This is a genomic window from Paraglaciecola sp. IT1134 (genome assembly GCF_058068185.1).
This window is the reverse complement of the sequence record NZ_CM176486.1, coordinates 3,002,915-3,025,952: the sequence shown is the minus strand read 5'-3', so window position 1 is coordinate 3,025,952 and position 23,038 is coordinate 3,002,915. Positions and strand designations below refer to the sequence as shown.

Here is a 23,038-nt window from a genome sequence, read left to right as displayed (position 1 = left end):
AATGATTAAATATCCTAAGGGACAATTTAGTTGAATGATACACAGTGAGGATTATTTACCGGCTAGAAAAAGCCGATAAATAGCTAGGGGATAATTACTTGGTGAGTTGAAATGATTTTAGTTGTATATCGCCTTGCTCTTTATCATCTTTAAATTGTTGCAAGCGCACCAATTGATAATTCAGCTGCGGAGAAAACCAGGCAAACGTTTCCCGGGAAGAATTATTACGTACGATGTTTACCTTGACCCCTTCAAGGGTGCCATAGGGCAGGGTTAATTGTTCTTTGCCCATAACCTTAAGAATATATTCTCTGGACTGACCGCGGTAATTAATTACCTGATATCTAAAATCAGTTTGCCCTTGGGCAAGTTTTCGCTGCATATCTAAACGATATAGTTGATTGTCAAACTGATCCTGCCAATCAAAAACTGGCTCCTTATCCACCAGGATTTTTCCGCTGGACTGATCAAACACTACGTTAGTACTTTTATTACTGCCTGTACCGGTGCGGGTAAAACGATAATCTTGGGAGATAAATTTATTATCTTTGTATTCAAATTTGCTGATTTCGCTGCGTTTATCAGACAGAAAGAACAATGATACTTTCGAATAGTACTCAAGGCGATACTGATTTTCCTGGTCTAGTGCCTCCAGGCTCAGCAGGGCATAACCTAGCTTTTTGCCATAACGATAAGCCGTGTATTCAGCTTCAAAGCTGGACAAGGTTGCCGTAAACGCACTGGTGGACAACACTATCAACACCAGTCCTAACCACCCTTTGTTAATCCGCGGCGTAACCGGAGACAGGAATTTCTTTTCCATCTAAATATGCCTTGTTATTAAGCATTACTAGTCTTTTTTGGCTGAACCATTTGACTACTAATGGGTACATTTGACGTTCTTGTTCTTGAACGCGGGATGCCAGTTCGATCGCCGTTTCCTGAGCAAAAACCGGTACCTTGGATTGTAATATCACCGGACCACCGTCGAGTTGTGGTGTGACAAAGTGTACCGACGCGCCGTGTTCGGTATCGTTTGCATCTATGGCTCGCTGGTGAGTATGCAAACCTTTGTATTTTGGTAGCAAAGAGGGATGGATATTTAACATACGACCCGCGAAGGTTTCGACGAACTTGTCACTTAAGATACGCATAAAGCCAGCTAAAACCAATAGATCAGGGGAATACTTTTCTATTTGCCGACAAAGTTCCCCGTCGTACTCTTGGCGACTGGCGAAGGTTTTATGGTCAATGCATACGCCAGGTATATTGGCGTCCTGGGCCCGCTGTAATCCGTAAGCGTCTATTTTATTGGAAAAAACCGCCACGATTTCAGCCGGGATATCCTGTTCATTTATGGCGTTGATGAGTGCCTGTAAATTCGAACCATTACCAGAGATCAAGACGACTACTGAAGCCACTTCTTGTGCTTCAGTCATTTAGCAGATCTCAACTTGCTGACTGTCGCTTGCTATGTCTACACGACCGATCTTCCATACGTTTTCACCTGATTCGGCTAATATGCTCAACGCCTGTTGCGCCTTATCTTCAGGCAAGGCAATGATCAAACCCACGCCGCAGTTGAAAGTGCGGTACATTTCATGGGTGGACACATTCCCCTTTTCTTGTAGCCAGTTGAAAATGCTCGGCCATTGCCAGCTATTTTTGTCGATAACAGCTTTGGTACCTGAAGGCAAAACTCGGGGAATATTTTCCCAGAAGCCGCCACCGGTAATATGGGTAATAGCGCTGACTTGTACTTGTTCGAGCATTGCCAATACATTTTTAACATAAATGCGAGTCGGTTCGAGCAAGTGATCTGCCAAGGACTTGCCATCCAGTAATTCGTTTGTATCACTGTTTGATACTTCAAGTATTTTACGTACCAGTGAATAACCATTGGAATGGGGGCCAGAAGAGCCTAAGGCAATGAGGGTGTCTCCGGCTTTTACCCGGCTGCCATCGATGACATCTTCTGCCTCTACAACTCCCACGCAAAAACCCGCCACATCATAATCATTGCCATGGTACATACCCGGCATTTCAGCGGTTTCGCCGCCAATCAAGGCGCAACCGGATAATTCGCAACCTTTGCCTATGCCTGTTACCACTTTGGCTGCGGTATCGACGTCGAGTTTGCCGGTGGCATAATAATCCAGAAAAAATAACGGCTCGGCACCTTGCACGATCAAATCATTAACACACATGGCAACCAAATCAATGCCGATAGTGTCATGGCGTGCTAAATCCATGGCTAAACGCAATTTAGTTCCTACACCATCGGTTCCGGATACCAATAACGGATTGCGATACTTAGAAGGTAATGCACACAATGCACCGAACCCGCCTAAACCGCCTCTTACTTCGGGTCGATGGGTTTTCTTGCTAACTGATTTAATTCGTTCAACAAGTTGATTGCCCGCATCTATATCGACACCTGCATCTTTGTAGCTTAAGGAGGGTTTATTATCGGTCACGTAATTACCTTTATAAGGGAGAGAGTGCAAAAATGAGCGCAGATTTTATCAGGTCAGAAAGTTAAAAGGTACACAAAATCCATTCAATTTGACCAACAGCTCTATAATCGTTGATCAAACAAAAGATGAAATTTGTACATAAATCAATGACAATAGCCCCCCGCGCAATTTGGAGCTGTATGGAACTATGTTCACAACGTTAAAATCTCGACTCACATTAGGCTTATTTTATGCTTTTTTGTGCAGTGTGCTGCTGCCGGTCAACGCTTCGGTCATGCATGACTTGTATGAGGCGCGTGTGGCAATTTCCGATCAGACTCTAAAAAGCCAGGAGTCGGCAGTACGCACAGGATTTAAACAAGTGTTAGTTAAAGTCAGTGGCAGCAGTCAGTTATTGTCCGACAAGACAATTAGTCGCGAAATTAAGCGAGCGAAAGACTATATCCATACTTATCGATTTGAAGAATCTGATGAACAGTTGTATTTTCTGGTTAGTTTCGATGCCCAGCGGCTAGAAAAAATGATCCGGGATGCGGGTTTGCCGATTTGGGACAAACGTCGTCCTGATACCATTTTATGGTTTGCGATAAAAGATCCGGTTTCGGGACACAGACAATTAGTCGCTGAATCCGATTACCCCCAACTTCTGGAACTAAGTACAAAAACCGCAGCTACCCGGGGCATAAACATTGTATCTCCCTTGCTGGATCTGGACGATTTACAACGCGTCAGTAGTTATGATGTTTGGGGCGGTTTTGTACACCAGCTCGCTCAGGCTAGCGAGCGATACGGAGTAGACAATATTTTGTCTGCACGACTATATCAAACGCCGGGCGTTCAGAAGACTAATACCTCATCTTCAGCCTTGGAGTGGACGGCTGACTGGACCTTGTTGGACGGAGGCCGATTGTTGTCAGGACAAGTACAGCAAAGCTCAGCTGAATTAGCTGCCCAGGCAGTCGTTGACGTTTTGGCGGATAATTTAGCGGCGCGTTATGCCATTGATATCAGTAAACTCGATCCCGGGGCGCTTAAAAGCAAGGTTAAGATAATGAACATTGGTTCATTACAACAATATGCCAGCATAATGAAATTTTTCGATAGTTTAAGCGTGGTCAATAAAGCATCGTTGATCATGCAACAGGGGCAGGTGGCGACCTTTGAACTGGATTTGCTCGGCAGTATCGATGACTTTGTCAATGCTATGGGCTTGGACAACAGACTCAAACCTGTCAACGATTTTGGCCTGGTTAAGCAGGACCTGGAGTTCATCTGGGTATTATAATGACCAAGCAATTATCTTTGGCGGTAAACCTACGGGACACTGAGACGTTCGACAGTTTTATTGTGGGCGAGAATTCTCAATTGGTTCATAAATTAAAGAGCTTGCTCAGCCAAACCTCGGAAAAAACTTTGCAACCTTGGCTGACCTTTATTAGCGGCGATCATGGGGTAGGGAAGAGTCATCTGTTGTTTTCATTATGTCATAAGGCTCAATCTGCACAAATAAATGCCGTCTATCTGAATTTCAAAGAAAAAGAGGACTTCACCACGGCAGTATTAGATGGTTTGGAGCATAGCCAACTTATTTGTCTGGACGATGCTGATGCATTAAATGGGTCAATGGAGTGGCAGGTAGCCGTATTTGATTTGCTCAATAGGGTAAAAGAGCAAGGTAAAAGCCATGTAGTGGTATGTGCTAACAGTGGTCCTAAATCCTTGGACTTACAGTTGCCGGATTTGGCCTCCCGCTTTGCCTGGGGGGTAAGTTATAATCTCCAGGGCCTCAATGATGAAGAACGCTGTATCGCCTTGCTGACTCGCGCCCGGCAAAGGGGGTTGAATATGCCACACAAAGTAGCCCTGTACCTGGTAAATCACTGGCAACGTGATATGCCGGCCTTGATGAGTACGCTGGATAAATTGGATGAATTGTCGTTACAGCAACAGCGTAAATTGACTATTCCTTTTGTTAAACAGGCGTTGAATTTGTAGTCGTCTCAGCGGGATGTTGTTGAACATGAATGTCGATGGCGGAATTTAACAGTGTATTAGTCATACTCGGGATGCTGACTGCCAGGTTGTCCAACGTACTCCCTCTATCGCTGCCATGGTTTTACAGCATTTATCTAGGCTAACGATGGCAATAGATTAGCGGCGCACTCCCTAAGTTGAATTATTTTGCACTCAAGCTGACATCAATCAAAGTAAGGGGTAAACATAACCCGTCATTGGGATTTACTTCAATTAAGCTGATTTTTGCTGCTAACTTGTGAGTCTGGTTCACAGCCAAAAAGACAATTTTGAGCACATTATAGTCATTAAACTAAACAGTGATAGTTGTCTAGTTTAGCTACTTTGGCTATTGTGTAAACTTCATAGTTTCCGTGGAGAATTTACTTTGAAAAGCATCACTGCGACAGAAGCGAAAAACAATTTTGGTAATTTGTTGATGAATGTGCAATCAACACCTATAAGCATTACACGTAACGGCAAAGAGCAAGGCGTGTTAATTTCTGCAAAGGACTACTTAAAATTGAAACAACAAGCACTTCAATCTGCTATCAATGACGGTATAGCAAGCGGTGACGGTGGCTTGCTTGATATAGAGTCCATTAAAGCGTCTGCTCGGCTGAGAGTTAGTAAACAATCTTGAATATAAATGTTTCTAACCTAGCAATAGATGATCTCATTGATATCTGGTTGTATGGCGAGACTGAATGGGGAGACTTAATCGCAGATAGTTACTTGGATTCTCTCAATTTATTAATACAGTCTTTAACTAACTTCCCTGAAAAATTTGCCCTTCGCAATGAGTTTGAACCGCCAGTAAAATTGGCGCCGTATAAGAGCCACCTAATTGTGTATACAGGCAGCACTACAAATATTCAGGTGATACGAGTACTCCATCACAGCATGAATATTCCTTCTTATATTAAGTAATCGGTGAAATGAGAATGGCGCAATGGGTGCCAACACCTGTCACTGCGCTTTACTTCAATTAAGCTGATTTTTGCTACTGACTTGTGAGTCTGGTTCACAGCCCAAAAGACAAGTTTGAGCACATTACGGTCATAACAGTAAAACGCTCTAGGTTTTATTTACTTTGTTAATAAACCTCTGTGGTGTAATATTGCACCAGGCAGGAGGGTGCAAATCATGACGAGACAAAGTATTACACTTACTGAACAAAATGATAGCTGGTTAAAACAACAAGTTAATAATCAGGGTGATTATGCAAATAAAAGCGAACTAGTTAATGACTTAATTCGCAGGGCTCGGCGCGCAGAATTGATTAATGCAAAATTGGCGAGCGCAGAAAAAAGAGGCTTCGTAACGCAAACTAAGGCTGAAATATTAGCTGAATTTAAGCGCAAGTTAAAATGAAATCAGATTACTTGCTATCAGAAGAAGCTAAAGAAGATCTCGAAAGAATTTATCAATATGGTTTTTTAAACTTCGGTGAGCAGCAAGCTGATATCTATTATTCAGGTTTCTTCGATGCATTTGAAAAAATAGCTGCAAATCCTCTCCATTATGAATCAATAGACAATATTAGACTTGGCTACAGGAGATGCTCCTACGCTTCTGATACTATTTACTATAGAGTCGGTAGTGAAGGTGTTGAAATCATGGCTATTCTAGGTGGGCAAGACATTGATTCTTGGCTTTAATGAACAAGGTTCTATTTATCTTCTAGGGGCCGAAGCGGTCATAAGGTTGGATTATTTCATGGATCAATTTGAAAGGTAATTAGAATAAAATCTTTTACTTCAAATTAGGTGATTTTTGCCCATTAGTTTTTTATTTTATTTTATTTTATTTTATTTTATTTTATTTCACTACCAAAACGTCAAAAATGAGCACATAGCAGTCGTAAGCTTGTCATACCTTAAAAGGTAGGATAGCTTGGAAACTATCGGTGACACTGTTAGGCATAAAGGTATAACTCATAGACAATTTACTTTGCTACCTCAAAACGTACCAAATTCTTGTTGCTGGAATCGTCGGTTTTACGGGGGTTGTATTTACAATGCTGGCAAATGCATATTTACAGCGCGCGCAGCACAATAGAACTATCCAGCACGAAAAGTAGGCTTTGCGAAGTGCTTTAAAAGCCGAGCTTATTTCAAATAAACAAGCATACGAGCATAGAATTGAACAGTTCAATGAGCCTAGTGGTGATAGACCCGCTCTCATGCAAAATAAGGTTCAGAATAATGTGTATAACACGCTTCTAAATAAAATAGGCATCTTAGAACCAGATGAAATCGAAGTGATAATTGAAGCATACCAATTGATTTTCGAGATTCCTTATCGCATTAGGATTTTAGTAGGTACAGATGCTATAAGGGGATTTGAAGATGAGTCCATTCACATTAAGTCCGAACACATCGATTCTGTTAAAAGAATACATGAGGCTCTATTGCCTAAAATCTTGGCGGCAATAGAATCTATAGTTCAGCATAGTAAAAATGCATAACAATACGCTGAACGACCGAATGCAGCATTGGGTAAGTGAAGACTGCAATAGGCTTGACATGCCTTACAAGGTCGAACTAATACACTGTTATGTGCGTTCAGTTATTTTAAAGGTAGAGTTTATATGAATGAAAAATTATCAATACTTGAAGTTAATCTGCGGGGTCTTCTCGAACGTAAACGTGACAGCCCTGATGATGTTAACCTCAACAAAAATTATGAAGAGCACTTGGAAATAGCCAAACAAAATGAACCTGCAACTTTTGAAAAGTATAAAAATGAAAAATGAGATTAGCACTCCTAAAGAGCAACTACATTTCAGTGGAATTTATAATGAAACCCTGAATTGAATAAATTAGCTGGGGTTATGGGCACTGTTGCTATGACCTTATGGTCATGGATTGCAATGTTGGCCCTGCTGGTATTCAAAGGCCGAAAGAGCATGGACGCATTTCATCATAAATTCATGAATGCACCGCCACTTACTTTTAGGCAAACAATAATGTGGAATGGTATTGGGGCTATTTTGTTTTGGTCGGTTATTTTTTTTGTACTATTTCTCTAATAAAATAACGCTTATGACCGCAATGTCGGATCAGCTGACATAAGGATCATCAACAAATCTACGGAAATACAGATTGTTTGAACGTCGGGTTCGCGCCCTGAGTCATTCAACAAGTATTTATGCATAAACTGGGGCCTGTATTGGGCGCAATGCAGCCTTAAACTACACATCAGCTGCTTTATTCGCCTGATGCTGGTCGCTAATATTCAGCGTTTTCGTTGAGCTTCGATTCGAGCCTCGAATATTTCCTTCTCTTCTTGCAGTTCTTCTTTGAGTTTTCTGATCCCCGTACCCAGCTCTCGGCCACGCAGCCGCGCATAGAAACTACATCCGGTGAATAAACCGCAGCACAACAGTATTTCTACGGCGGCATACAGTCGTTCACCCTCTACAGCATAAATAGCCGTTAAGCCATGCAGCAGATAATACATAACAATGAAATTAGTCCAAGCATAGGTATACGGTTTGCCCTCAAACAAGCCTTTTACGGGTAACAAAATAGGTAAGATCCAAAACAACAGGGTAAAGGTAGTAGACGTGGGTTTATCGATCGTCAAGACAAAGTGCCAAATCAGCAACCAGCTAATCAGCAATACATAACTACAGAGGGCAAGACGTTTGTAAAACTGTGTATTAAATCTCATAATTTATCCAAGTTTGCGAGCCAGATCAGCCAGACGTTGCCCTTGAGCTAAACATAATATGCGCTCATCTTCGGTGAGTTTGGTTTCATACTGGCCTTGTGCAAGATGGGTGGCTCCATAGGGGCTGCCGCCGGAGCTGGTAGAATGCAATTGTGGAAGGGTATAGGGCAAACCTGAGATCAACATGCCGTGATGTAACAAAGGTAGCATCATGGTCAACAGCGTTGATTCTTGTCCGCCGTGCAAACTGCCGGTAGAGGTAAACACTGTGGCCGGTTTGCCCGCTAGAGCGCCGGATAACCATTGGCCACTGGTGCCATCGATAAAGTACTTTAACGCGGCGGCCATGTTGCCAAAACGAGTAGGGCTGCCTAAGGCTAACCCACTGCAGTCAACCAGGTCTTGTTGGCAGACATAAGGGTCGCCGGTTTCGGGTACCTGTGCTTTAGCTGGCTGGAGACCGCTCGATACTTCAGGTACGGTGCGTAACATCGCTGTCAGGCCTTGTTTTTCGATCCCCTGGGCGATCTTATTAGCCATATTCCTGGTCGCACCATTGCGGCTATAATACAGCACTAGAACGGGCCCTAACATAGGAGATTCAAGACGTTTTCAGGTGGGCGGCCAATCACCGCTCGACTTTGAACATCACTTAAAGGCCCCTTGATAACGATCGGTCGCTCAATCAGTTTAGGTGTAAGGTGCATTATCTGGATCAGCTCATCCACAGACATATTGTTACTATCGATATTGAGCGCTTTATATTCAGGCTCCCCCTTACGCATTAGCTGGCGCGGGTCGGTCATGTCCAGCAAGCTCAATATATTGCCAAGTTCGGCAATCGAGGGCGGGGTTTTAAGATATTCCACCACCGTAGGTTGTACATTATTGTCTTGCAGTAATTGCAATGTTTGGCGGCTTTTTGAGCAGCGCGGATTATGTAAAATAATAAAGTCATTCATGGGGGAAATTCTACTGTCATTTTTTGCTGATGGCGATATTCTATCGACTTAGGCAATCACGTAAAGGAAATGCATGACATTGTTAAAAAAAATTTTAGTGCTTGCCCTGGGCATAATGGCGCTTGGGGCTGGCATCTTGGCATTTAATGCTCAGCGTCCTGACTTTACCACAGTGGATGGCACCCATTATCAGTGGCAAGAATTGCAAGGTAAATGGGTGGTGGTGAATTACTTTGCCCAGTGGTGCGCGCCTTGTCTACGGGAAATTCCTCAGCTTAATACTTTCTATAGCCAAAATAACCCGCAAATTAAATTGTTTGCCATCAGTTTTGATGCCGTATCCGCGCAACAACTGACTGACATGCAGCAAAAATTCGATATTCAGTTTCCATTGATCGCCAAGGTGAGTGGACCGCTACCCATGCTGCGACCCAAAAGCCTGCCTGCCACGTTTCTCATTGCCCCAGATGGCACGGTTGCCAAACAATTACTGGGCGAACAGAGCGCCGATTCTCTCAGCCAAGCCATTGCGTATTTAGAGGGCCTCCATTCGGGCTTGTGATTCTCTAAATTGTTCGATTCTGGCGCGGATGCGCTGCTTTTCCAGCTCTCTGGTGCTGGCATAATTGTAGGCGTTATGCAGCTCATCAATGGCCCGGGGATAAGATGCTGCCAAGGCATAAACTTCGGCATTGGTTTGGTGCATTTCCAGTTTTTGCTGGCTCTCACCATAGGCATCGGCGAGTATCTGGTGGGCCAATAAGTTGTTCGGCTCTATTAATAAATAGTCCTTGAGTAAACGGACAGCATCATTAAATTGTTTGTTTTTAACCATGGCATTAGCCAAGTTTAAGCTTAATACTCTGTTCCGTGGGGCATGTTTGGCCCGAGCGCTGAGGATGTCGATGGCCCCTTGGATATTATTGGTTTCCAGCGCCAAATCCGTATAGGTATCCAAATAAAACAAGTTATCCCCGTCCTTACTGAGTAAATCGTCGATGATCGCTTGGGCCTTGTTATATTGTTCATTTGCCAAATAAGATAACGCCAAGCCATAATCAGCAGCCTGTTTAAACTCATAGCGGTGGTTGTCGAGTATGGCTGTAAAGTAGGCGATATTATTTTCAGGATTGCCGTAATAACGGGCCAATATCCGGCTTTTAGCCAGATGAAAGCTTAAACTTTCAGGCACGGGCCCCGCGCGGTAACCCGCCGCCCGTGTCCGGGCATCCGCGACCCGAGACTCAGGTAAAGGGTGAGTTTGCAAAAATGCCGTGGTTTTGGACTTCAATCTATATTTTTCGACTAAGGTGCCAAAGAAAGCGCCGGCGGCATTGGGGTCAAATCCGGCTTCGGCCAGTATACGAATACCTATACTATCGGCTTCTTTTTCATTTTGTCTGGTGTAGTTGATAGCTGCCTGGGCGGATGCCGCTGAGCCTGCACTCATGGCTGCAATACCGGCTTCTGGATTCGCCATGGCAAGCAGCAACCCACCTAAAGCAGACGCAATTTGCAGAGGTGATGATTTCTGTCTGGCTTCCATGCTACGAGCGATATGCCGTTGAGTAACGTGACTGACTTCGTGAGCTAATACCGATGCTAGCTCACTCTCATTTCTCGCGCTAAAAATCAAACCGGTATGCACACCCACATGTCCACCAAAAAATGCAAAAGCATTGATACTGGGGCTATTGAGTAAAAAGAATTCGAACGGAAATTTGACATTATCAGCTTGAGCTACCAGACGATTGCCCAAATCCTGAATGTATTCTTCTAACAGAGGATCATTAATGATCGGTGCCTGACCGCGCAATTGACGCATTAATACATCACCGATTTGGATCTCTTTATCCAGACTAATTGCACCAGACGCCACCACCCCAATTTCCGGTAATGCATTTTTCTGATTGATGGCATGCGCTGGCAAAACCGTCAGTATTGCCAACGCAATGCTACTTGCGACCAGTCTTTTTGCGAATATTTTTGTCGTTCTAATCATGTTACTCAATTTTGTTTACTGCGTTACGCATTGTCCATTGCCTTACCTTTATAGGAATGCAGATAGATGCATTTAGTTCCTTGGCCCGACGGATACTCCCATAGTATTGAGGCATGTGACCAGCAACTCAAGCCTTAATGTGTCAAAGTAACGGAGACTATTATACTCTTTTAGAGCATTGCAAAACCCATCGAAGTGAATTGCTTCCTCAGTATTACCTTAGCTACGCCAGCCTTACCTGTGACCCAATACTGCCTGAACACAGGTTGAATAATCTGGCCAGCGTAATATGCCCACTACAGTTTAGCCTGACGCTGCTCTGTTAGATTAACATTTAATTATTGCTTGGGTAGTTCGCTGCTAATTTTTTTGCCAAAAATCAGGCTTTTCAATATTGTGTTACTTACAGTGAAAAGACTTATCTTTAGTCGCTAGGCAATATAATATGCCGCGACAAAATAAGAATGCCTAAAAAAGTTGTCAATTGTGCCAGCTATAATCTGCTAAGCGTCAAACTTAGAGGCTTGGGTTTGGGATATTGAAGCAAAATGTTGAATTGTATTACTGTATAGAGAGCCTAAATGATTAGTGTGTTTGAACGTTGGTACAAACGTAAGTTTTCCGATCCTGATTCTGTGATGTTGTTGGTTATGCTGTTGGTCGTTTCCATTTTGCTGGCGATCTGGGGCGAAATACTGATGCCTGTATTAGTGGCAGCGGTTATTGCCTATCTACTGGACTGGCCCGTCAGCCAATTAACTCGCTTGGGTTTAGGGCGCAGTTATGCCTGCAGTGTGGTGATATTTAGTTTTATTGCCCTTAGCATTCTGACCTTCATTAGTTTGGTGCCTGTTATCTCCCAGCAGAGTATTAATCTGATCAGCGAAATGCCGCAGATCTGGGCCCAGGCACAGATTTGGCTGCTGCATCTGCCTGAGCAATATCCGGATTTTGTGCAGCTGGGCAATATTCAAGACATGTTGGAGGGGGTCAACGATCGCATCGTGTCCCTGGGGCAACAATTGTTGTCTGCCTCTGTAAGCTCTTTAGGTAGCCTGGCCTCCATGTTGATTTATTTGATCCTGGTGCCATTGATGGTGTTTTTTATGCTCAAGGACAAATTTCTGCTTATGGAAAACCTGTCTCCTTTATTGCCCACCCAGCGTCGCCTGATTAAACAAGTTGGCACTGAAATGAATGCGCAGATCGCCAATTATATTCGCGGCAAAGTGATCGAGATCGTCATAGTAGGCACCGTCTCAGTGGTCACTTTTGCGCTTATGGATTTACGTTATGCCTTGTTGCTGGGAGTACTGGTGGGGTTATCGGTGTTGATCCCCTATATAGGGGCGGCTGTGGTAACTTTGCCTGTGGTGATCGTGGCATTATTTCAGTGGGGATTGACCCCGGATTTTTGGTATTTGTTTATTGCTTATGGGGTGATCCAGGCGATAGACGGCAATGTATTGGTGCCGGTGTTATTCTCGGAAGCTGTGAGCTTGCACCCCGTCTATATCATTATTGCAGTATTGTTCTTCGGAGGATTGTGGGGCTTCTGGGGGGTGTTTTTTGCTATTCCTTTGGCCACGTTAGTCAAGGCGGTGATCAATGCCTGGGGGGGACCAGGTCATCAGCAACCAGATGAGCCGTTATTACCCTAATAAAAGCAATAGGAGTACTGACCTGTATGGTCAATACTCCTTTTGCCGGGTACTGGATACCGGTTTAGCTCGTTAAATAATCCAATACTACCTGGTGATGAACCTTGGTTTTGAATTTATCAAATACCTGTTCGACCTGGCCATTTTCATCGATTAAAAAACTAATGCGATGAATACCATCATATTCCCTTCCCATGAATTTCTTTAGGCCCCAGACCCCGAAGAGCTCGGCTACCCCGTGTTCTTCGTCCGATAACAGGGTGAAATTAAGTTGTTCTTTATCGATAAATTTAGGTAAACGTTTGACCGGGTCTGGGCTGATCCCCAATACCACTACATTGTGTTCGTCCAAGGCAGATTTACTGTCTCTAAGCCCCTGAGCCTGGATAGTGCAGCCAGGCGTCATGGCTTTAGGGTAAAAATACACCAACACTTTTTTCCCAACATAATCTTGTAGACTGATAGTGTTGCCGTCTTGATTTGGCAAGCTGAAATTAGGTGTGTTATCACCGGCGGCTAATCTGTTCATAGGGGTCCTTTAGTATCCAGGGTGAAAGTGAGTCGGGTTGTTTAATGATTCTGTTTAATGGCACCTTGCAGGGTTTTCAAGCGCAAGGCACTGACAGTAACATTATATTTAGAAAAAAAGTGGGTCACCTGCTTCAAACATCTTGGTAAAGACACCAAGGTGTTCAATCGAATAGCGTTACATCCCCTGGGTCCCATGTCAGCAAACCCTGCGCTCATCCTTAAAAAGCAGGATGCCACCGCCTAAGCTGTTTGACTTTGAACGATTGGCGATTGGTTTGTTACCTTTTACCGCTTCCTCCTGTGATCTATTTCGTACAAACAGCTTGCTAAAAAACTATAGTAAAATAAATGCCTTTTTAAGCGACGTTAAACAAATTTAGGAGGGGTCGGTTTATCATTGCGTCTTGTTATGTAAATAATACAATCTTGAGCCCCCATATGCGTAAACCTTCGGGTAGATCCAATAGGAGTTGTGAAGGTGTCACCTTTTTCTAATAATAATGTCGCGCCATCTACCGCTATTTCAATTTGGCCTTGATGAACAAATATGACTTCTTCTTCATATCTAATGTGATCATTAACCTTGGCACCAGTGCTTAATTTTAATGCGCGGACAACAAAGTTGTGAGACCAGTTCAATTTGCTGCTAGGCAAATCTTCTAATGGACATTGACCACCAACAAGTGCCACTTCTTCAACGCCATCAAACTGCGCCAAACAGCTGTTTTTTGACCAATTGAAGTTATCTGTACGTTGCACAATAGCATTCAAAGCATCACTATCCACAACCCGATGTTGAGCAATTTGTTCAGGGGAGGTGACAGGCATAGGTTTTTTACCTTCAGGTACTACTTCACCCAGCGTAGTATCGATCAAACTGCCATCTTCTAATAAAACTAAGCCGTATTCTTTGGCAAGCTCAAAAACTTTAGGTGCCCATAAAACACGCCCAGGATCATCACCGCCTAACACCGCATGTAGATAACCAATATCATCGCCGACATTTTCAAACCCTCTAAAAATATCCATAGGAATTGAAATAATGTCACCCTCATTAAGAATGATTTTACCGTCATCGGCATTAACACCGCTGATAAATGCCCATGTTCCTTTATGAATAACAAAAACTTCTTCAGTAAGGTGGCTATGTTGCGAATTAAGGCAACCACCTGGTTGTCTTGCACCACCTATATTAAATCCGTGGGGGATAGAAATATGTATGTGTTGATCAGGATTTTCGGCAACCCCTGGGCCAATTAAGGTGAAATTTTCTTTTTTATCACTTCCCGGGCTATGTGTATCAATAAAGGCGTTTGTGCATGGTTTTAAGTCAGTATATCTAATTAGTCTATCTTCAAGTGTCATATTCGTTACCTTCTATTATTGATAAAATTGTGTACTCGTGATGCTGATTTATCGAGCCGTCCATCCACCATCCACCTTGATGCTCGTACCTGTGATCATCGATGCAAGTTCACTGAGTAGAAATGTACAACTATTCGCGACGTCTTCTACCTTGCCTAAACGGCCAAGCGGGATCATATCGAATACGAATGTCTTAAATGCGTTATCTTCAAACATAGGCTGTGTCATGGGGGTCATAACAAATGTTGGAGCTACAGTATTTACTCGGATATTGTCAGGTGCTAACTCGACCGCCATGGCTTTTGTAACACCTTCAACCGCATGTTTACTCATGCAATACAGCGTTCTATTTGGCGAACCAACAAAACCCATTTGTGAAGACATATTAACTATTGAAGCATTTTCCGCGCGTCTCATCGGTGCAATTGCTGCCCGTGATATTTTGTATAACGTTCTAATATTCAAATCAATAACCGCATCAATATTCTCATTTGTTTGTTTATCCATTGGCCCTACGCGGTTAATTCCTGCGTTATTGACTAACCCATGCAATTTAGGCAATAGATTTATGCGTTCGAAAAATTCATTGCTAGCTACGTCCATTGCCCAACCGGTAATATTTTTAGGATGTTGTTCAATTAAGGCATCTAGGTCACTTTGAGTTCTTGCAACAGCTATTACATTTGCACCACATTCAGCCGCCATGCGGGCACATGCCAAGCCAATCCCTTTACCAGCACCCGCTATAAGGATTGTTTTATTAAAAAGTAAATTGTGATTAAAACCGTTCATAAATAACTCTAAATCATTATTGCATTCGAAGTCATTATTGCGTAGGATTTATTCATATTCAAGAACATTGTCAAAATAATATTTGGTTTAACTAAAATAAGTTGGAGACTATCAAATGATAAAATATGTCAAAAAAGGCAAACAGGAAGAAGAAAAAAAAGAGTTTTTACAGCAAGTTAAATCTACTGTTGAAAGTATCATCGAAGATATTGAAGAAAGTGGTGATAGGGCAATTGCAAAATACTCTGAAACATTTGATAAGTGGAATCCGAAGTCATTCAGGTTGAGTAAGGAAGAAATATCAGCATGTTATGAACAACTTGAAGACAGTGTCATTGAAGATATTAAATGGGCACAAACTCAAGTAAGAAATTTCGCCCAAATTCAGCGTGATTCAATGAAAGACGTTGAAGTTGAAACGCTTCCTGGCGTTAAATTAGGCCATAAACATATTCCGATGGAAAGTGTTGGTTGTTATGTCCCTGGAGGAAAATACCCCTTAGTTGCCTCTGCTCATATGAGTGTTGTTACTGCTAAAGTTGCCGGTGTAAAGCGAGTGATCGCGGCGGCTCCCCCTTTTAATGGCAAACCATCTCCAGCGATTGTTGTTGCAATGGATCTTGCCGGTGCAGATGAAATTTATTGCTTCGGTGGTGTTCAGGCCATAGCGGCAATGGCGATAGGTACAGAAACCATCGCACCTGTCGATATGATCGTTGGCCCCGGTAATGCTTATGTAGCAGAAGCTAAGCGCCAGTTATTTGGACGCGTTGGTATTGATTTATTTGCGGGCCCAACAGAAACACTTGTTATTGCAGACGACAGTGTTGATGGTGAGTTGTGTGCGGCCGATTTACTTGGTCAGGCAGAGCATGGCCCAACGTCTCCAGCAATTTTGCTCACTAACAGTGAAAAATTGGCCAACGATACACTTGCAGAAATTGAACGCCAGTTAACTATTTTGTCTACGGCAGACATTGCAGGAGTGGCATGGCGTGATCATGGTGAAGTCATTGTATGTGATACCTATGAAGAAATGATTGAAGTCGCCAACGATTTAGCCTTTGAACATGTGCAAGTGATGACAAACAATGTGTCTTACTTCAAAGAAAACATGCGTAATTTCGGTGCGTTGTTCTTAGGGCCAGAAACCAATGTTTCGTATGGCGATAAATGTATCGGTACAAATCACACCCTTCCAACACGTAAAGCTGCGCGCTATACTGGCGGCTTATGGGTGGGTAAGTTTATTAAAACCTGTACGTTCCAAAGTGCAACAGAAGAAGCTTCTGTTGTCGTTGGTGAATATTGCTCAAGATTATGTGCAGTTGAAGGCTTTGCTGGGCATAAGGAGCAAGCTGATATCCGCTTAAGAAGATACAAAAGGTAAACATTGACTAAAAATAATAAAGTGACTTCTTATGACGTTGCACGTGAGGCAGGCGTGTCTCAGTCAGCCGTTTCACGTGTATTTAGACCCGGTTTGAGTGTCTCTCAAAAAACACGTGACAAAGTGATGGCAACAGCAAATATGATGGGTTATCGACCAAACGCCATTGCCCGAATGCTAATTACAAAGCAGTCAGGTATGATCGCTGTCATTGTGTCATCACGAGCAAACGTTACCTACCCTGAAGTACTTTCGCAGGTCAGTAAACAACTTGCCGCTCGAAATAAACGTGTTTTGTTGTTTACGCTTGATGATGCTGAAGGGCTTGATGAGTTGTTTGAACAAATTTGGACCTTTCAAGTTGATGGCGTTATTGCACTTGCCGCACATTTTGAAAGTGACAAATTAGCGCAATTTGAACAGCATAAAATTCCCGTTGTTTTATATAACCGAAATGTACCAGGTGCCATGGCGAATACGGTTTGTTGCAATCATGAGCAGGGTATCAAGCAACTAATTATTGAGTTAGAAAAGAGCAACCCCAAAAACTACTTGGTATTATCTGGCCCTGAAGACTCAGATGTAGCCAATGATCGTCGAGAAATTGCGCTGAGTTTGTTAATGCAATTTGGCGTCAAAGATGTCGCTGTGTTATATGGAGATTACTCTTATCAATCGGGTCGAGATTGTCTTGCCAAGTGGCTTGAGCAAAACCCTAAGCCCGATGCAGTAATTTGTAGTAATGATACCATGGCCATTGGCGTTATTGATGAAGCACGAGAGAATCATGGCATCCACATTCCGAATGATATGTCAGTTGTTGGTTTTGATGGTATCACTTCTTCAGCGTGGCAAAGTTACCAAATAACAACGATTAAACAACCGCTTGAACAACTCGTTAAAGCCTCGGTTGAAATGCTACTAGATCATATTGAAAATCCTGATTCACCACCGGAGTCGCGTGTATTAACAGGCGCTTTGATAAAAGGTAATTCAGTTAAACGTTTATAGCTAATCTTAGTATGCTCAAATAGTGGAGTTAGGTAATATTAGATTGGCCTTTTTAAGTGAAGATACATGTCTCAATTACCTATATTAATATTACCTGGTACCTTGTGTACGGCCGCAATGTTCACTCATCAATTAAATTATTTAGGTCAATTTTGCGACAATATCAATGTTGTACAATTTACCACTGAAACAACATTATTCGAGATGGCGGAAAAAGTAATATCCGCTACCGATAATAAACCCTGTGCAATGATAGGTTTCTCTATGGGGGGGATTGTGGCAATGGAACTTGCAAAAACACGGCCAGAGCTTATTGCAAAGCTTGCGCTGGTTAACAGTAATTGTCACGCTGATCTTCCTGCACGAAAAGCCCCACGTGCAGCACAAATTCAACAAGCACACTCTGGCGGTTTTACTGAATTAATAATAAATACCTTGCTGCCAAATTACTTATATACCTCTAACGGTGAACACGAAAAAGTTATTATTGGCATGGCTGAAATCTTAGGCGCTGATTGTTTTGAAGCGCAAGTGTTAGCATTAGAAGATCGCGGCGATTCTCTAACAACACTACAACAACTCGCCGCAGAAGTACTGATTATTGGCGGTATGCAAGATAAAATTTGCCCAGCGCAGCATCAACAAATGATGCACCAAGCCTTAAACCATAGTGAAATTGAGTTACTTGAGCAGTGCGGGCACTTTTCCCCCTTAGAACAGCCAGAAAAGGTGTCGTCATTGTTGGCTAAATGGTATTTATCGCACTCCTTGTAATTTCTTAATCAAGAATAATAGGTCACTTATCATGTCATTAAAAAGTAGGTTAGCTAAAAAACAGCCAATTATTGGCACATTTATTAAAACACCTCATTTTCACAATACTGAAGTGCTTGCTCATACCAGCCTTGACGTTTTATGTTTGGACGCTGAACATGCACCATTTGATAGAGCGGATCTTGATAAATGCGTATTAGCAGCCAGATCGCAACAAAAACCCGTCATTATTCGGCTGCCCAATACAGAAAATTCATCCATCTTAAATGCTTTGGATTTAGGTGCTGATGGTGTGGTATTACCACATATATTAAATGCGGCGCATGCCCGGGAAGTTGTTAAGAGGTGCTTTTATGGGCCTGACGGGCGAGGGTACGCCGGCTCGACGAGATTTGCGGGTTATACAACAAAAAAACTACCTGAGAATTTGCGCAACAATGCCAATCAAACCTGTGTAATCGCGCAAATTGAAGACATGGAAGCGGTAAATAATATTGATGAAATATGCCAAGTTGAAGGTATAGATTGTATTTTTATTGGCCGTATGGATCTTACTGTTGCGTTAGAACAAACCAATGCGAGCCATCCTGATGTAATGGCTGCTGTAGAAAAGGTCGTTAATGCAGCGAATAAATTCGGTAAGAACTGTGGAATGTTTGTCAGTGATCTCACGGAATTACCTCGCTGGATTGCAGCAGGTGTTAGCCTATTTTTATTAGGCTCTGATCATAGCTTTATGTTAAGCGGTGCAGAACAATTAAAACAAAAATTTACTGCGGCTATTGCGCAAAGTGACAACCTTATTTAGGACGGGTCAGAGAAAATAGAAAAAGCGCCAATAAGCGCTTTTTTATTATTTATTTGTTGGAAATATTAACAACGCGCTTTATTAAATTCTCCCATTCTCCCGAGTACATCAACGCCTATTTGATGGTATACATGCAATAAATCCACCAATACCCAGTTTTCTCTGATCAAGCCGTTTTCACAACGCCAGAAGTCTAAACTACGCATGGCTATTTGTTGATTTGCTGGTGCAATACCTAACCAGCCGTTGTTACTAATGGTCATTTGCATACCTGGCCATGCGGTAAAACCAACATAATTGCCATCGCCAAATAAAAAGCCTTTTTCAACATCGCCAACTCGGTCAGGCATAGCATTTAAAAACGGAATTTGATGCCAATTTCTAAAACCTTTTATTCCTCGACCTGTTCCTATGCCTGATGGGCCATACCAGCTGCATTTTGGATGCCAGTACTTATCAAGATCCATAGCTTCCACACCACCGCTGGCATGATTACCTAACGAGTTACACATGTCTTCAACAAGTTTGACGCTAGTATTTGTTAGATGGCCTTCTTGGGTATTTAAACCATCTTGTGTAGCAGGTGCTGGTACATGCCACTCTCGACCCAAACTAGGCACCATAGGCCAGACCTTTGCTTGCATCATAACCTCAGGGATATCCCAAATAGCCTGTATTTCCACAACTAGATTGTTTTCAATGCGGTAAAACTCATGAAATCGCATCGATACATGATGCCCTGTGGCGGGAATATCGAGCCAGCTTTTTTCAAAACTGCCCGTATAATAGCCACAAAATCCGACCCAATGACTACCGTCCTCGCATTTACCTGCCATCACAATTGTTTCTCTGCGCTCTAAGTCAGGAATGGCAATGTTTAGGGGGGTGTAGGCGGTTTCAAAAAAATGTTGCACGCCATGCATGGTTTCAAATGGATAAGATAATTGCACCAACACATCGGGCGCTAGTACTTTCTCTAACGCTTTTAATACGGTCTTGGGGGCAAAGTTATATAAAGCATTTCGTAATGGTTGGAGTAATACTTTGTGTCTGTTATGTAATGATGACATTTCTAACCTCTGAGAAACCTACCTAGCCATAATTTCCAGTATATATGTTGTGTATCTGACGCTTTATCTACGAGGGACAATTCGCCACTATCTATACATTGAAGGGTTTATAAAACTTTATGACTTCGAAGTCTTTTGATGGTACTCTGCAAAAAATTCAATACAAGTAAAATTTTAAAAGGGATAAATTAAATGACGACACTTTTAGATGACTTATACCTGCAGCTTAAATCTTCTACCGACAATATTGATGCCTATATTGTGAGCGATGTGCAATGGCATGTAAGTGCGCCGATTAATGACCTGCACAATAGAGCACAGATGTTAACTCAATTTTGGCAACCCTTGATAACCGCTTTACCTGACATTGAAAGAAAGCCATTTATTCATATAGAAAGTGAGTATGAAGGTGATCAGTGGATAGCGGGTACAGGTTATTTTATCGGCACATTCACTGATGACTTATTCGGCATTCCGGCGACGAATAGAACGTTATATTTACGCTATACCGAACTAGTGCAGCTTGAAGCAGGAAAAATTAAACAGTGCTTTATCATCCTTGATTTCTTGGATGCCATGAATCAAGCGGGCGTTAACCCCCTAAGAAAAAGTTTGGGTCATGATGGCTTAATAATGCCACCAACCACTATGGATGGCTTATGTTGTGAACATTCAGATGATGTTGAAGCAAAAAAATCTCAGCAACTTGTGATTGATATGCTCGACGAATTAGGCCGTTTTGATGGTAAATCATTACAAAGTATGCAATTACAGAATTTTTGGCATCATGACTTTATGTGGTATGGGCCTGCGGGAATAGGTACTACCCGAGGTATTGAAGGTTTTAGGGCGAATCACCAGGGACCGTTTGTTTTTAGTTTTCCCGATCGTAGCGTCGATCATAAAGCAACGTTAGTGGCACAGGGTAATTATGTATCTACAGGCGGATGGCCCCATATGCATGGCACACATACTGTTGGTGGTTGGTTAGGTTTGCCTCCTTGCAATAAAGAGTTATCGCTGCGAGTGATGGATATATGGCGCAGAGACGGTGAGCTATTGAAAGAAAACTGGGTAGCAATTGATATTATTGATATGTGTATGCAAATGGGGCTTGATGTCTTTGCGATGATGAAACAACAATTTACAGGAAACCAGTAAGTATTTGGTTTCTAAAAAGGGGAGCAGTATCAGCTTCCCTTTCAATGATATTAAAATATAAGCTATTAACTGGGATTATTAATTTTCCTGCTACGTTCAAGAATATCCAATCCCTGCTGTTTTAACCAATATGGAATATCAATTAATACCCAGTTCTCGATGAGCTTATCGCCTTCTCTGCGGTATACGTCAACTACTCGCATGTCTGCTCTTACATTGCCGCCGGGTAGTCCCAAAAAACCTCCGATTGGCGTATTAGTTATATTTGGCCAACCAAAGAAACACGCATAATTGCCTTCTGCATATCGACAGATATGGCCATTAAATACCTTATCTTTTAACCCTTGTCTAAATGGGTAAGAGTGTTGTTCTTGAAATTTGGGGATGGTGTACGTTGCGCCAATACCTGCAGGCCCGTACCACACCATGTCTTTTGCCCATGTCTTTTCTAATATTTCAGGAGGATAATTATCGTTGGCCGTTTGATTGAGTTGCGATAAATCGTCAATCATTTGATTGAGTATCGCCATGGTTTTTTGACTTTCATCGTGTTTCATATCAGCTAACTGAATGCCGTCATGAGTTTTTGGACCCGGGTATATAAAGGAGTGGCCGGTAGCTTGAGGAAGAGGATTAATACCAACTTGATGCATAACACTAATAATGTCACAGAAGAAACCAGAGCGAATGATCTTTCCGTTTTTAACGCAGTTAAAATCAGCATAGCGGATCATGGCCACTTGACCCGAACGTGGTATGCCCAGCCAGTCTTTGTCAAACTGCACCATGAAGTGACCCATACTGGTTACCCAGTTAGTTTTATCGTTACCACTAACACCCGCCATGAAAATATCTTGTCGGCGTTGAATATTCTTGAAAGATGTTAAAAATGGTTGCCAAAATGTATTATTTATGGCCTTTGGACCAATCTGCTCGTTGAACGGGTGTACGCCATGCCAATGGCAGTCGTCACTCATGTAGTGTGACAGTACTTCACTAATGGTTTCGGAGTTAGCCTGTTCTAGCGCTTGATAATATTCTAAAATAAGTTCTTTATTTTGTAATTCAATACTTTTCACGAAAATTTTCCTTTACCTATAAAATATGGGTTTTACTTTTAGTTTCATGCGTTTAATGCATTGTTTTCGACCGTTAAATGCTGGGCATGTGTCAAACACTAAGCCTCTGTACAACCTTTTCATTCCAATTTTCACAACTTATGCTTTTATATTATTTAGATCAATGCTATGTTTGTTTGACTTCGAAGTCAATTTCATTGAAGCGTCAACATTTATTATTAAAACAATAAGAGATATACAATTTATTATTAAAAACAATAAGAG

27 protein-coding genes are annotated in these 23,038 nt (G+C 42.3%); 15 read left to right on the top strand and 12 right to left on the bottom strand.

Annotated features, from left to right (window positions below; all coding sequences use genetic code 11):
• Window positions 1-94: 94 nt before the first annotated feature.
• The 3 genes from AC3RV5_RS13215 to purM are packed head-to-tail and all read right to left on the bottom strand — an operon-like array spanning window position 95 to window position 2,477.
• A complete protein-coding gene (locus tag AC3RV5_RS13215; protein WP_489728105.1) occupies window positions 95-823 on the bottom strand; it encodes a DUF3108 domain-containing protein in 729 nt (242 codons plus the stop codon).
• Complete coding sequence (gene purN / locus AC3RV5_RS13210; RefSeq protein WP_489728104.1) at window positions 783-1,439, bottom strand: phosphoribosylglycinamide formyltransferase; 657 nt, start codon at window positions 1,437-1,439, stop codon at window positions 783-785. The genes AC3RV5_RS13215 and purN overlap by 41 nt, the downstream gene beginning before the upstream one ends.
• Window positions 1,440-2,477, bottom strand: coding sequence for a phosphoribosylformylglycinamidine cyclo-ligase (gene purM / locus AC3RV5_RS13205; RefSeq protein ID WP_489728103.1), 1,038 nt, complete (start codon window positions 2,475-2,477; stop codon window positions 1,440-1,442).
• A 187-nt stretch (window positions 2,478-2,664) separates the two neighbouring features.
• Between purM and AC3RV5_RS13200 the strand changes: the two genes are divergently transcribed.
• From AC3RV5_RS13200 to AC3RV5_RS13165, 8 genes are all read left to right on the top strand, one after another.
• Entirely contained in the window at window positions 2,665-3,762 is a 1,098-nt protein-coding gene (locus tag AC3RV5_RS13200; protein ID WP_489728102.1) for a DUF2066 domain-containing protein, read from the top strand.
• Complete coding sequence (gene hda, locus AC3RV5_RS13195; RefSeq protein WP_489728101.1) at window positions 3,762-4,472, top strand: DnaA regulatory inactivator Hda; 711 nt, start codon at window positions 3,762-3,764, stop codon at window positions 4,470-4,472. The genes AC3RV5_RS13200 and hda overlap by 1 nt, the downstream gene beginning before the upstream one ends.
• Window positions 4,473-4,878: 406 nt before the next feature.
• Window positions 4,879-5,133, top strand: coding sequence for a type II toxin-antitoxin system Phd/YefM family antitoxin (locus AC3RV5_RS13190; RefSeq protein ID WP_489728100.1), 255 nt, complete (start codon window positions 4,879-4,881; stop codon window positions 5,131-5,133).
• Window positions 5,130-5,420 carry a type II toxin-antitoxin system RelE/ParE family toxin gene (locus tag AC3RV5_RS13185; RefSeq protein ID WP_489728099.1) on the top strand — a complete coding sequence of 97 codons (291 nt, stop codon included), beginning with the start codon at window positions 5,130-5,132 and terminating at the stop codon, window positions 5,418-5,420. The genes AC3RV5_RS13190 and AC3RV5_RS13185 overlap by 4 nt, the downstream gene beginning before the upstream one ends.
• Before the next feature lie 216 nt (window positions 5,421-5,636).
• Window positions 5,637-5,864 carry a ribbon-helix-helix domain-containing protein gene (locus tag AC3RV5_RS13180; RefSeq protein ID WP_489728098.1) on the top strand — a complete coding sequence of 76 codons (228 nt, stop codon included), beginning with the start codon at window positions 5,637-5,639 and terminating at the stop codon, window positions 5,862-5,864.
• Window positions 5,861-6,151: a type II toxin-antitoxin system RelE/ParE family toxin gene (locus tag AC3RV5_RS13175; RefSeq protein ID WP_489728097.1), complete on the top strand. Its 291-nt coding sequence runs from the start codon at window positions 5,861-5,863 to the stop codon at window positions 6,149-6,151. The genes AC3RV5_RS13180 and AC3RV5_RS13175 overlap by 4 nt, the downstream gene beginning before the upstream one ends.
• Window positions 6,152-6,576: 425 nt before the next feature.
• Window positions 6,577-6,960, top strand: coding sequence for a hypothetical protein (locus tag AC3RV5_RS13170; protein WP_489728096.1), 384 nt, complete (start codon window positions 6,577-6,579; stop codon window positions 6,958-6,960).
• A 123-nt stretch (window positions 6,961-7,083) separates the two neighbouring features.
• Window positions 7,084-7,248, top strand: coding sequence for a hypothetical protein (locus AC3RV5_RS13165; RefSeq protein ID WP_489728095.1), 165 nt, complete (start codon window positions 7,084-7,086; stop codon window positions 7,246-7,248).
• Window positions 7,249-7,730: 482 nt separating this feature from the next.
• Here the strand turns inward: AC3RV5_RS13165 and AC3RV5_RS13160 are convergent, their stop codons facing one another.
• The 3 genes from AC3RV5_RS13160 to arsC are packed head-to-tail and all read right to left on the bottom strand — an operon-like array spanning window position 7,731 to window position 9,130.
• Window positions 7,731-8,168 carry a DUF2069 domain-containing protein gene (locus AC3RV5_RS13160; RefSeq protein WP_489728094.1) on the bottom strand — a complete coding sequence of 146 codons (438 nt, stop codon included), beginning with the start codon at window positions 8,166-8,168 and terminating at the stop codon, window positions 7,731-7,733.
• 3 nt (window positions 8,169-8,171) lie between these two features.
• Complete coding sequence (gene wrbA / locus AC3RV5_RS13155) at window positions 8,172-8,708, bottom strand: NAD(P)H:quinone oxidoreductase (RefSeq protein WP_489728093.1); 537 nt, start codon at window positions 8,706-8,708, stop codon at window positions 8,172-8,174.
• A gap of 47 nt (window positions 8,709-8,755) precedes the next feature.
• The gene (arsC, locus tag AC3RV5_RS13150; RefSeq protein ID WP_489728092.1) at window positions 8,756-9,130 is read right to left on the bottom strand and encodes an arsenate reductase (glutaredoxin); all 375 of its coding nucleotides are present in this window, start codon (window positions 9,128-9,130) and stop codon (window positions 8,756-8,758) included.
• A 73-nt stretch (window positions 9,131-9,203) separates the two neighbouring features.
• Here arsC and AC3RV5_RS13145 point away from each other — a divergent pair, with 73 nt between their 5' ends.
• On the top strand, window positions 9,204-9,692 hold the full coding sequence (locus tag AC3RV5_RS13145) for a TlpA family protein disulfide reductase (RefSeq protein WP_489728091.1): 489 nt from the start codon (window positions 9,204-9,206) through the stop codon (window positions 9,690-9,692).
• Here the strand turns inward: AC3RV5_RS13145 and bepA are convergent.
• Window positions 9,666-11,132 (bottom strand): beta-barrel assembly-enhancing protease, encoded by a 1,467-nt coding sequence (gene bepA, locus AC3RV5_RS13140; RefSeq protein ID WP_489728090.1) that lies wholly within the window; start codon window positions 11,130-11,132, stop codon window positions 9,666-9,668. The two genes, AC3RV5_RS13145 and bepA, sit on opposite strands and share 27 nt — an antisense overlap.
• 581 nt (window positions 11,133-11,713) lie before the next feature.
• On the opposite strand from bepA, the gene AC3RV5_RS13135 reads away from it, so the two are divergent.
• Window positions 11,714-12,793, top strand: a complete 1,080-nt coding sequence (locus AC3RV5_RS13135) for an AI-2E family transporter (RefSeq protein ID WP_489728089.1) — start codon at window positions 11,714-11,716, stop codon at window positions 12,791-12,793.
• 64 nt (window positions 12,794-12,857) lie between these two features.
• On the opposite strand, the gene bcp is transcribed toward AC3RV5_RS13135, so the two are convergent.
• The 3 genes from bcp to AC3RV5_RS13120 all read right to left on the bottom strand — a co-directional run bounded on the left by bcp (window position 12,858) and on the right by AC3RV5_RS13120 (window position 15,481).
• Entirely contained in the window at window positions 12,858-13,322 is a 465-nt protein-coding gene (gene bcp, locus AC3RV5_RS13130; RefSeq protein WP_489728088.1) for a thioredoxin-dependent thiol peroxidase, read from the bottom strand.
• A gap of 368 nt (window positions 13,323-13,690) precedes the next feature.
• Window positions 13,691-14,689, bottom strand: a complete 999-nt coding sequence (locus tag AC3RV5_RS13125) for a cupin domain-containing protein (RefSeq protein WP_489728087.1) — start codon at window positions 14,687-14,689, stop codon at window positions 13,691-13,693.
• A gap of 48 nt (window positions 14,690-14,737) precedes the next feature.
• A complete protein-coding gene (locus tag AC3RV5_RS13120; RefSeq protein WP_489728086.1) occupies window positions 14,738-15,481 on the bottom strand; it encodes an SDR family NAD(P)-dependent oxidoreductase in 744 nt (247 codons plus the stop codon).
• A gap of 115 nt (window positions 15,482-15,596) precedes the next feature.
• Between AC3RV5_RS13120 and hisD the strand changes: the two genes are divergently transcribed.
• From hisD to AC3RV5_RS13100, 4 genes are all read left to right on the top strand, one after another.
• On the top strand, window positions 15,597-16,871 hold the full coding sequence (hisD, locus tag AC3RV5_RS13115; protein WP_489728085.1) for a histidinol dehydrogenase: 1,275 nt from the start codon (window positions 15,597-15,599) through the stop codon (window positions 16,869-16,871).
• Between the two features lie 3 nt (window positions 16,872-16,874).
• Complete coding sequence (locus tag AC3RV5_RS13110) at window positions 16,875-17,882, top strand: LacI family DNA-binding transcriptional regulator (RefSeq protein ID WP_489728084.1); 1,008 nt, start codon at window positions 16,875-16,877, stop codon at window positions 17,880-17,882.
• A 66-nt stretch (window positions 17,883-17,948) separates the two neighbouring features.
• The gene (locus AC3RV5_RS13105) at window positions 17,949-18,656 is read left to right on the top strand and encodes an alpha/beta fold hydrolase (RefSeq protein ID WP_489728083.1); all 708 of its coding nucleotides are present in this window, start codon (window positions 17,949-17,951) and stop codon (window positions 18,654-18,656) included.
• Window positions 18,657-18,687: 31 nt separating this feature from the next.
• Complete coding sequence (locus AC3RV5_RS13100) at window positions 18,688-19,464, top strand: HpcH/HpaI aldolase family protein (protein ID WP_489728082.1); 777 nt, start codon at window positions 18,688-18,690, stop codon at window positions 19,462-19,464.
• A gap of 65 nt (window positions 19,465-19,529) precedes the next feature.
• Here the strand turns inward: AC3RV5_RS13100 and AC3RV5_RS13095 are convergent, their stop codons facing one another.
• The gene (locus tag AC3RV5_RS13095) at window positions 19,530-20,534 is read right to left on the bottom strand and encodes an ester cyclase (protein WP_489728081.1); all 1,005 of its coding nucleotides are present in this window, start codon (window positions 20,532-20,534) and stop codon (window positions 19,530-19,532) included.
• Window positions 20,535-20,726: 192 nt separating this feature from the next.
• Here AC3RV5_RS13095 and AC3RV5_RS13090 point away from each other — a divergent pair, with 192 nt between their 5' ends.
• On the top strand, window positions 20,727-21,695 hold the full coding sequence (locus AC3RV5_RS13090; RefSeq protein WP_489728080.1) for an ester cyclase: 969 nt from the start codon (window positions 20,727-20,729) through the stop codon (window positions 21,693-21,695).
• 65 nt (window positions 21,696-21,760) lie between these two features.
• Here the strand turns inward: AC3RV5_RS13090 and AC3RV5_RS13085 are convergent, their stop codons facing one another.
• Window positions 21,761-22,774 carry a nuclear transport factor 2 family protein gene (locus AC3RV5_RS13085; RefSeq protein ID WP_489728079.1) on the bottom strand — a complete coding sequence of 338 codons (1,014 nt, stop codon included), beginning with the start codon at window positions 22,772-22,774 and terminating at the stop codon, window positions 21,761-21,763.
• Window positions 22,775-23,038: the final 264 nt, after the last annotated feature.

What these genes read in the sequence shown, in the direction of transcription:
- AC3RV5_RS13215 (WP_489728105.1), bottom strand. Translation starts at nt 823, where the DNA reads ATGGAAAAGAAATTCCTGTCTCCGGTTACGCCGCGGATTAACAAAGGG.
- purN (WP_489728104.1), bottom strand. Translation starts at nt 1,439, where the DNA reads ATGACTGAAGCACAAGAAGTGGCTTCAGTAGTCGTCTTGATCTCTGGT.
- AC3RV5_RS13200 (WP_489728102.1), top strand. Translation starts at nt 2,665, where the DNA reads ATGTTCACAACGTTAAAATCTCGACTCACATTAGGCTTATTTTATGCT.
- hda (WP_489728101.1), top strand. Translation starts at nt 3,762, where the DNA reads ATGACCAAGCAATTATCTTTGGCGGTAAACCTACGGGACACTGAGACG.
- AC3RV5_RS13180 (WP_489728098.1), top strand. Translation starts at nt 5,637, where the DNA reads ATGACGAGACAAAGTATTACACTTACTGAACAAAATGATAGCTGGTTA.
- AC3RV5_RS13175 (WP_489728097.1), top strand. Translation starts at nt 5,861, where the DNA reads ATGAAATCAGATTACTTGCTATCAGAAGAAGCTAAAGAAGATCTCGAA.
- AC3RV5_RS13165 (WP_489728095.1), top strand. Translation starts at nt 7,084, where the DNA reads ATGAATGAAAAATTATCAATACTTGAAGTTAATCTGCGGGGTCTTCTC.
- AC3RV5_RS13160 (WP_489728094.1), bottom strand. Translation starts at nt 8,168, where the DNA reads ATGAGATTTAATACACAGTTTTACAAACGTCTTGCCCTCTGTAGTTAT.
- wrbA (WP_489728093.1), bottom strand. Translation starts at nt 8,708, where the DNA reads ATGGCTAATAAGATCGCCCAGGGGATCGAAAAACAAGGCCTGACAGCG.
- arsC (WP_489728092.1), bottom strand. Translation starts at nt 9,130, where the DNA reads ATGAATGACTTTATTATTTTACATAATCCGCGCTGCTCAAAAAGCCGC.
- AC3RV5_RS13145 (WP_489728091.1), top strand. Translation starts at nt 9,204, where the DNA reads ATGACATTGTTAAAAAAAATTTTAGTGCTTGCCCTGGGCATAATGGCG.
- bepA (WP_489728090.1), bottom strand. Translation starts at nt 11,132, where the DNA reads ATGATTAGAACGACAAAAATATTCGCAAAAAGACTGGTCGCAAGTAGC.
- AC3RV5_RS13135 (WP_489728089.1), top strand. Translation starts at nt 11,714, where the DNA reads ATGATTAGTGTGTTTGAACGTTGGTACAAACGTAAGTTTTCCGATCCT.
- bcp (WP_489728088.1), bottom strand. Translation starts at nt 13,322, where the DNA reads ATGAACAGATTAGCCGCCGGTGATAACACACCTAATTTCAGCTTGCCA.
- AC3RV5_RS13125 (WP_489728087.1), bottom strand. Translation starts at nt 14,689, where the DNA reads ATGACACTTGAAGATAGACTAATTAGATATACTGACTTAAAACCATGC.
- AC3RV5_RS13120 (WP_489728086.1), bottom strand. Translation starts at nt 15,481, where the DNA reads ATGAACGGTTTTAATCACAATTTACTTTTTAATAAAACAATCCTTATA.
- hisD (WP_489728085.1), top strand. Translation starts at nt 15,597, where the DNA reads ATGATAAAATATGTCAAAAAAGGCAAACAGGAAGAAGAAAAAAAAGAG.
- AC3RV5_RS13105 (WP_489728083.1), top strand. Translation starts at nt 17,949, where the DNA reads ATGTCTCAATTACCTATATTAATATTACCTGGTACCTTGTGTACGGCC.
- AC3RV5_RS13100 (WP_489728082.1), top strand. Translation starts at nt 18,688, where the DNA reads ATGTCATTAAAAAGTAGGTTAGCTAAAAAACAGCCAATTATTGGCACA.
- AC3RV5_RS13095 (WP_489728081.1), bottom strand. Translation starts at nt 20,534, where the DNA reads ATGTCATCATTACATAACAGACACAAAGTATTACTCCAACCATTACGA.
- AC3RV5_RS13090 (WP_489728080.1), top strand. Translation starts at nt 20,727, where the DNA reads ATGACGACACTTTTAGATGACTTATACCTGCAGCTTAAATCTTCTACC.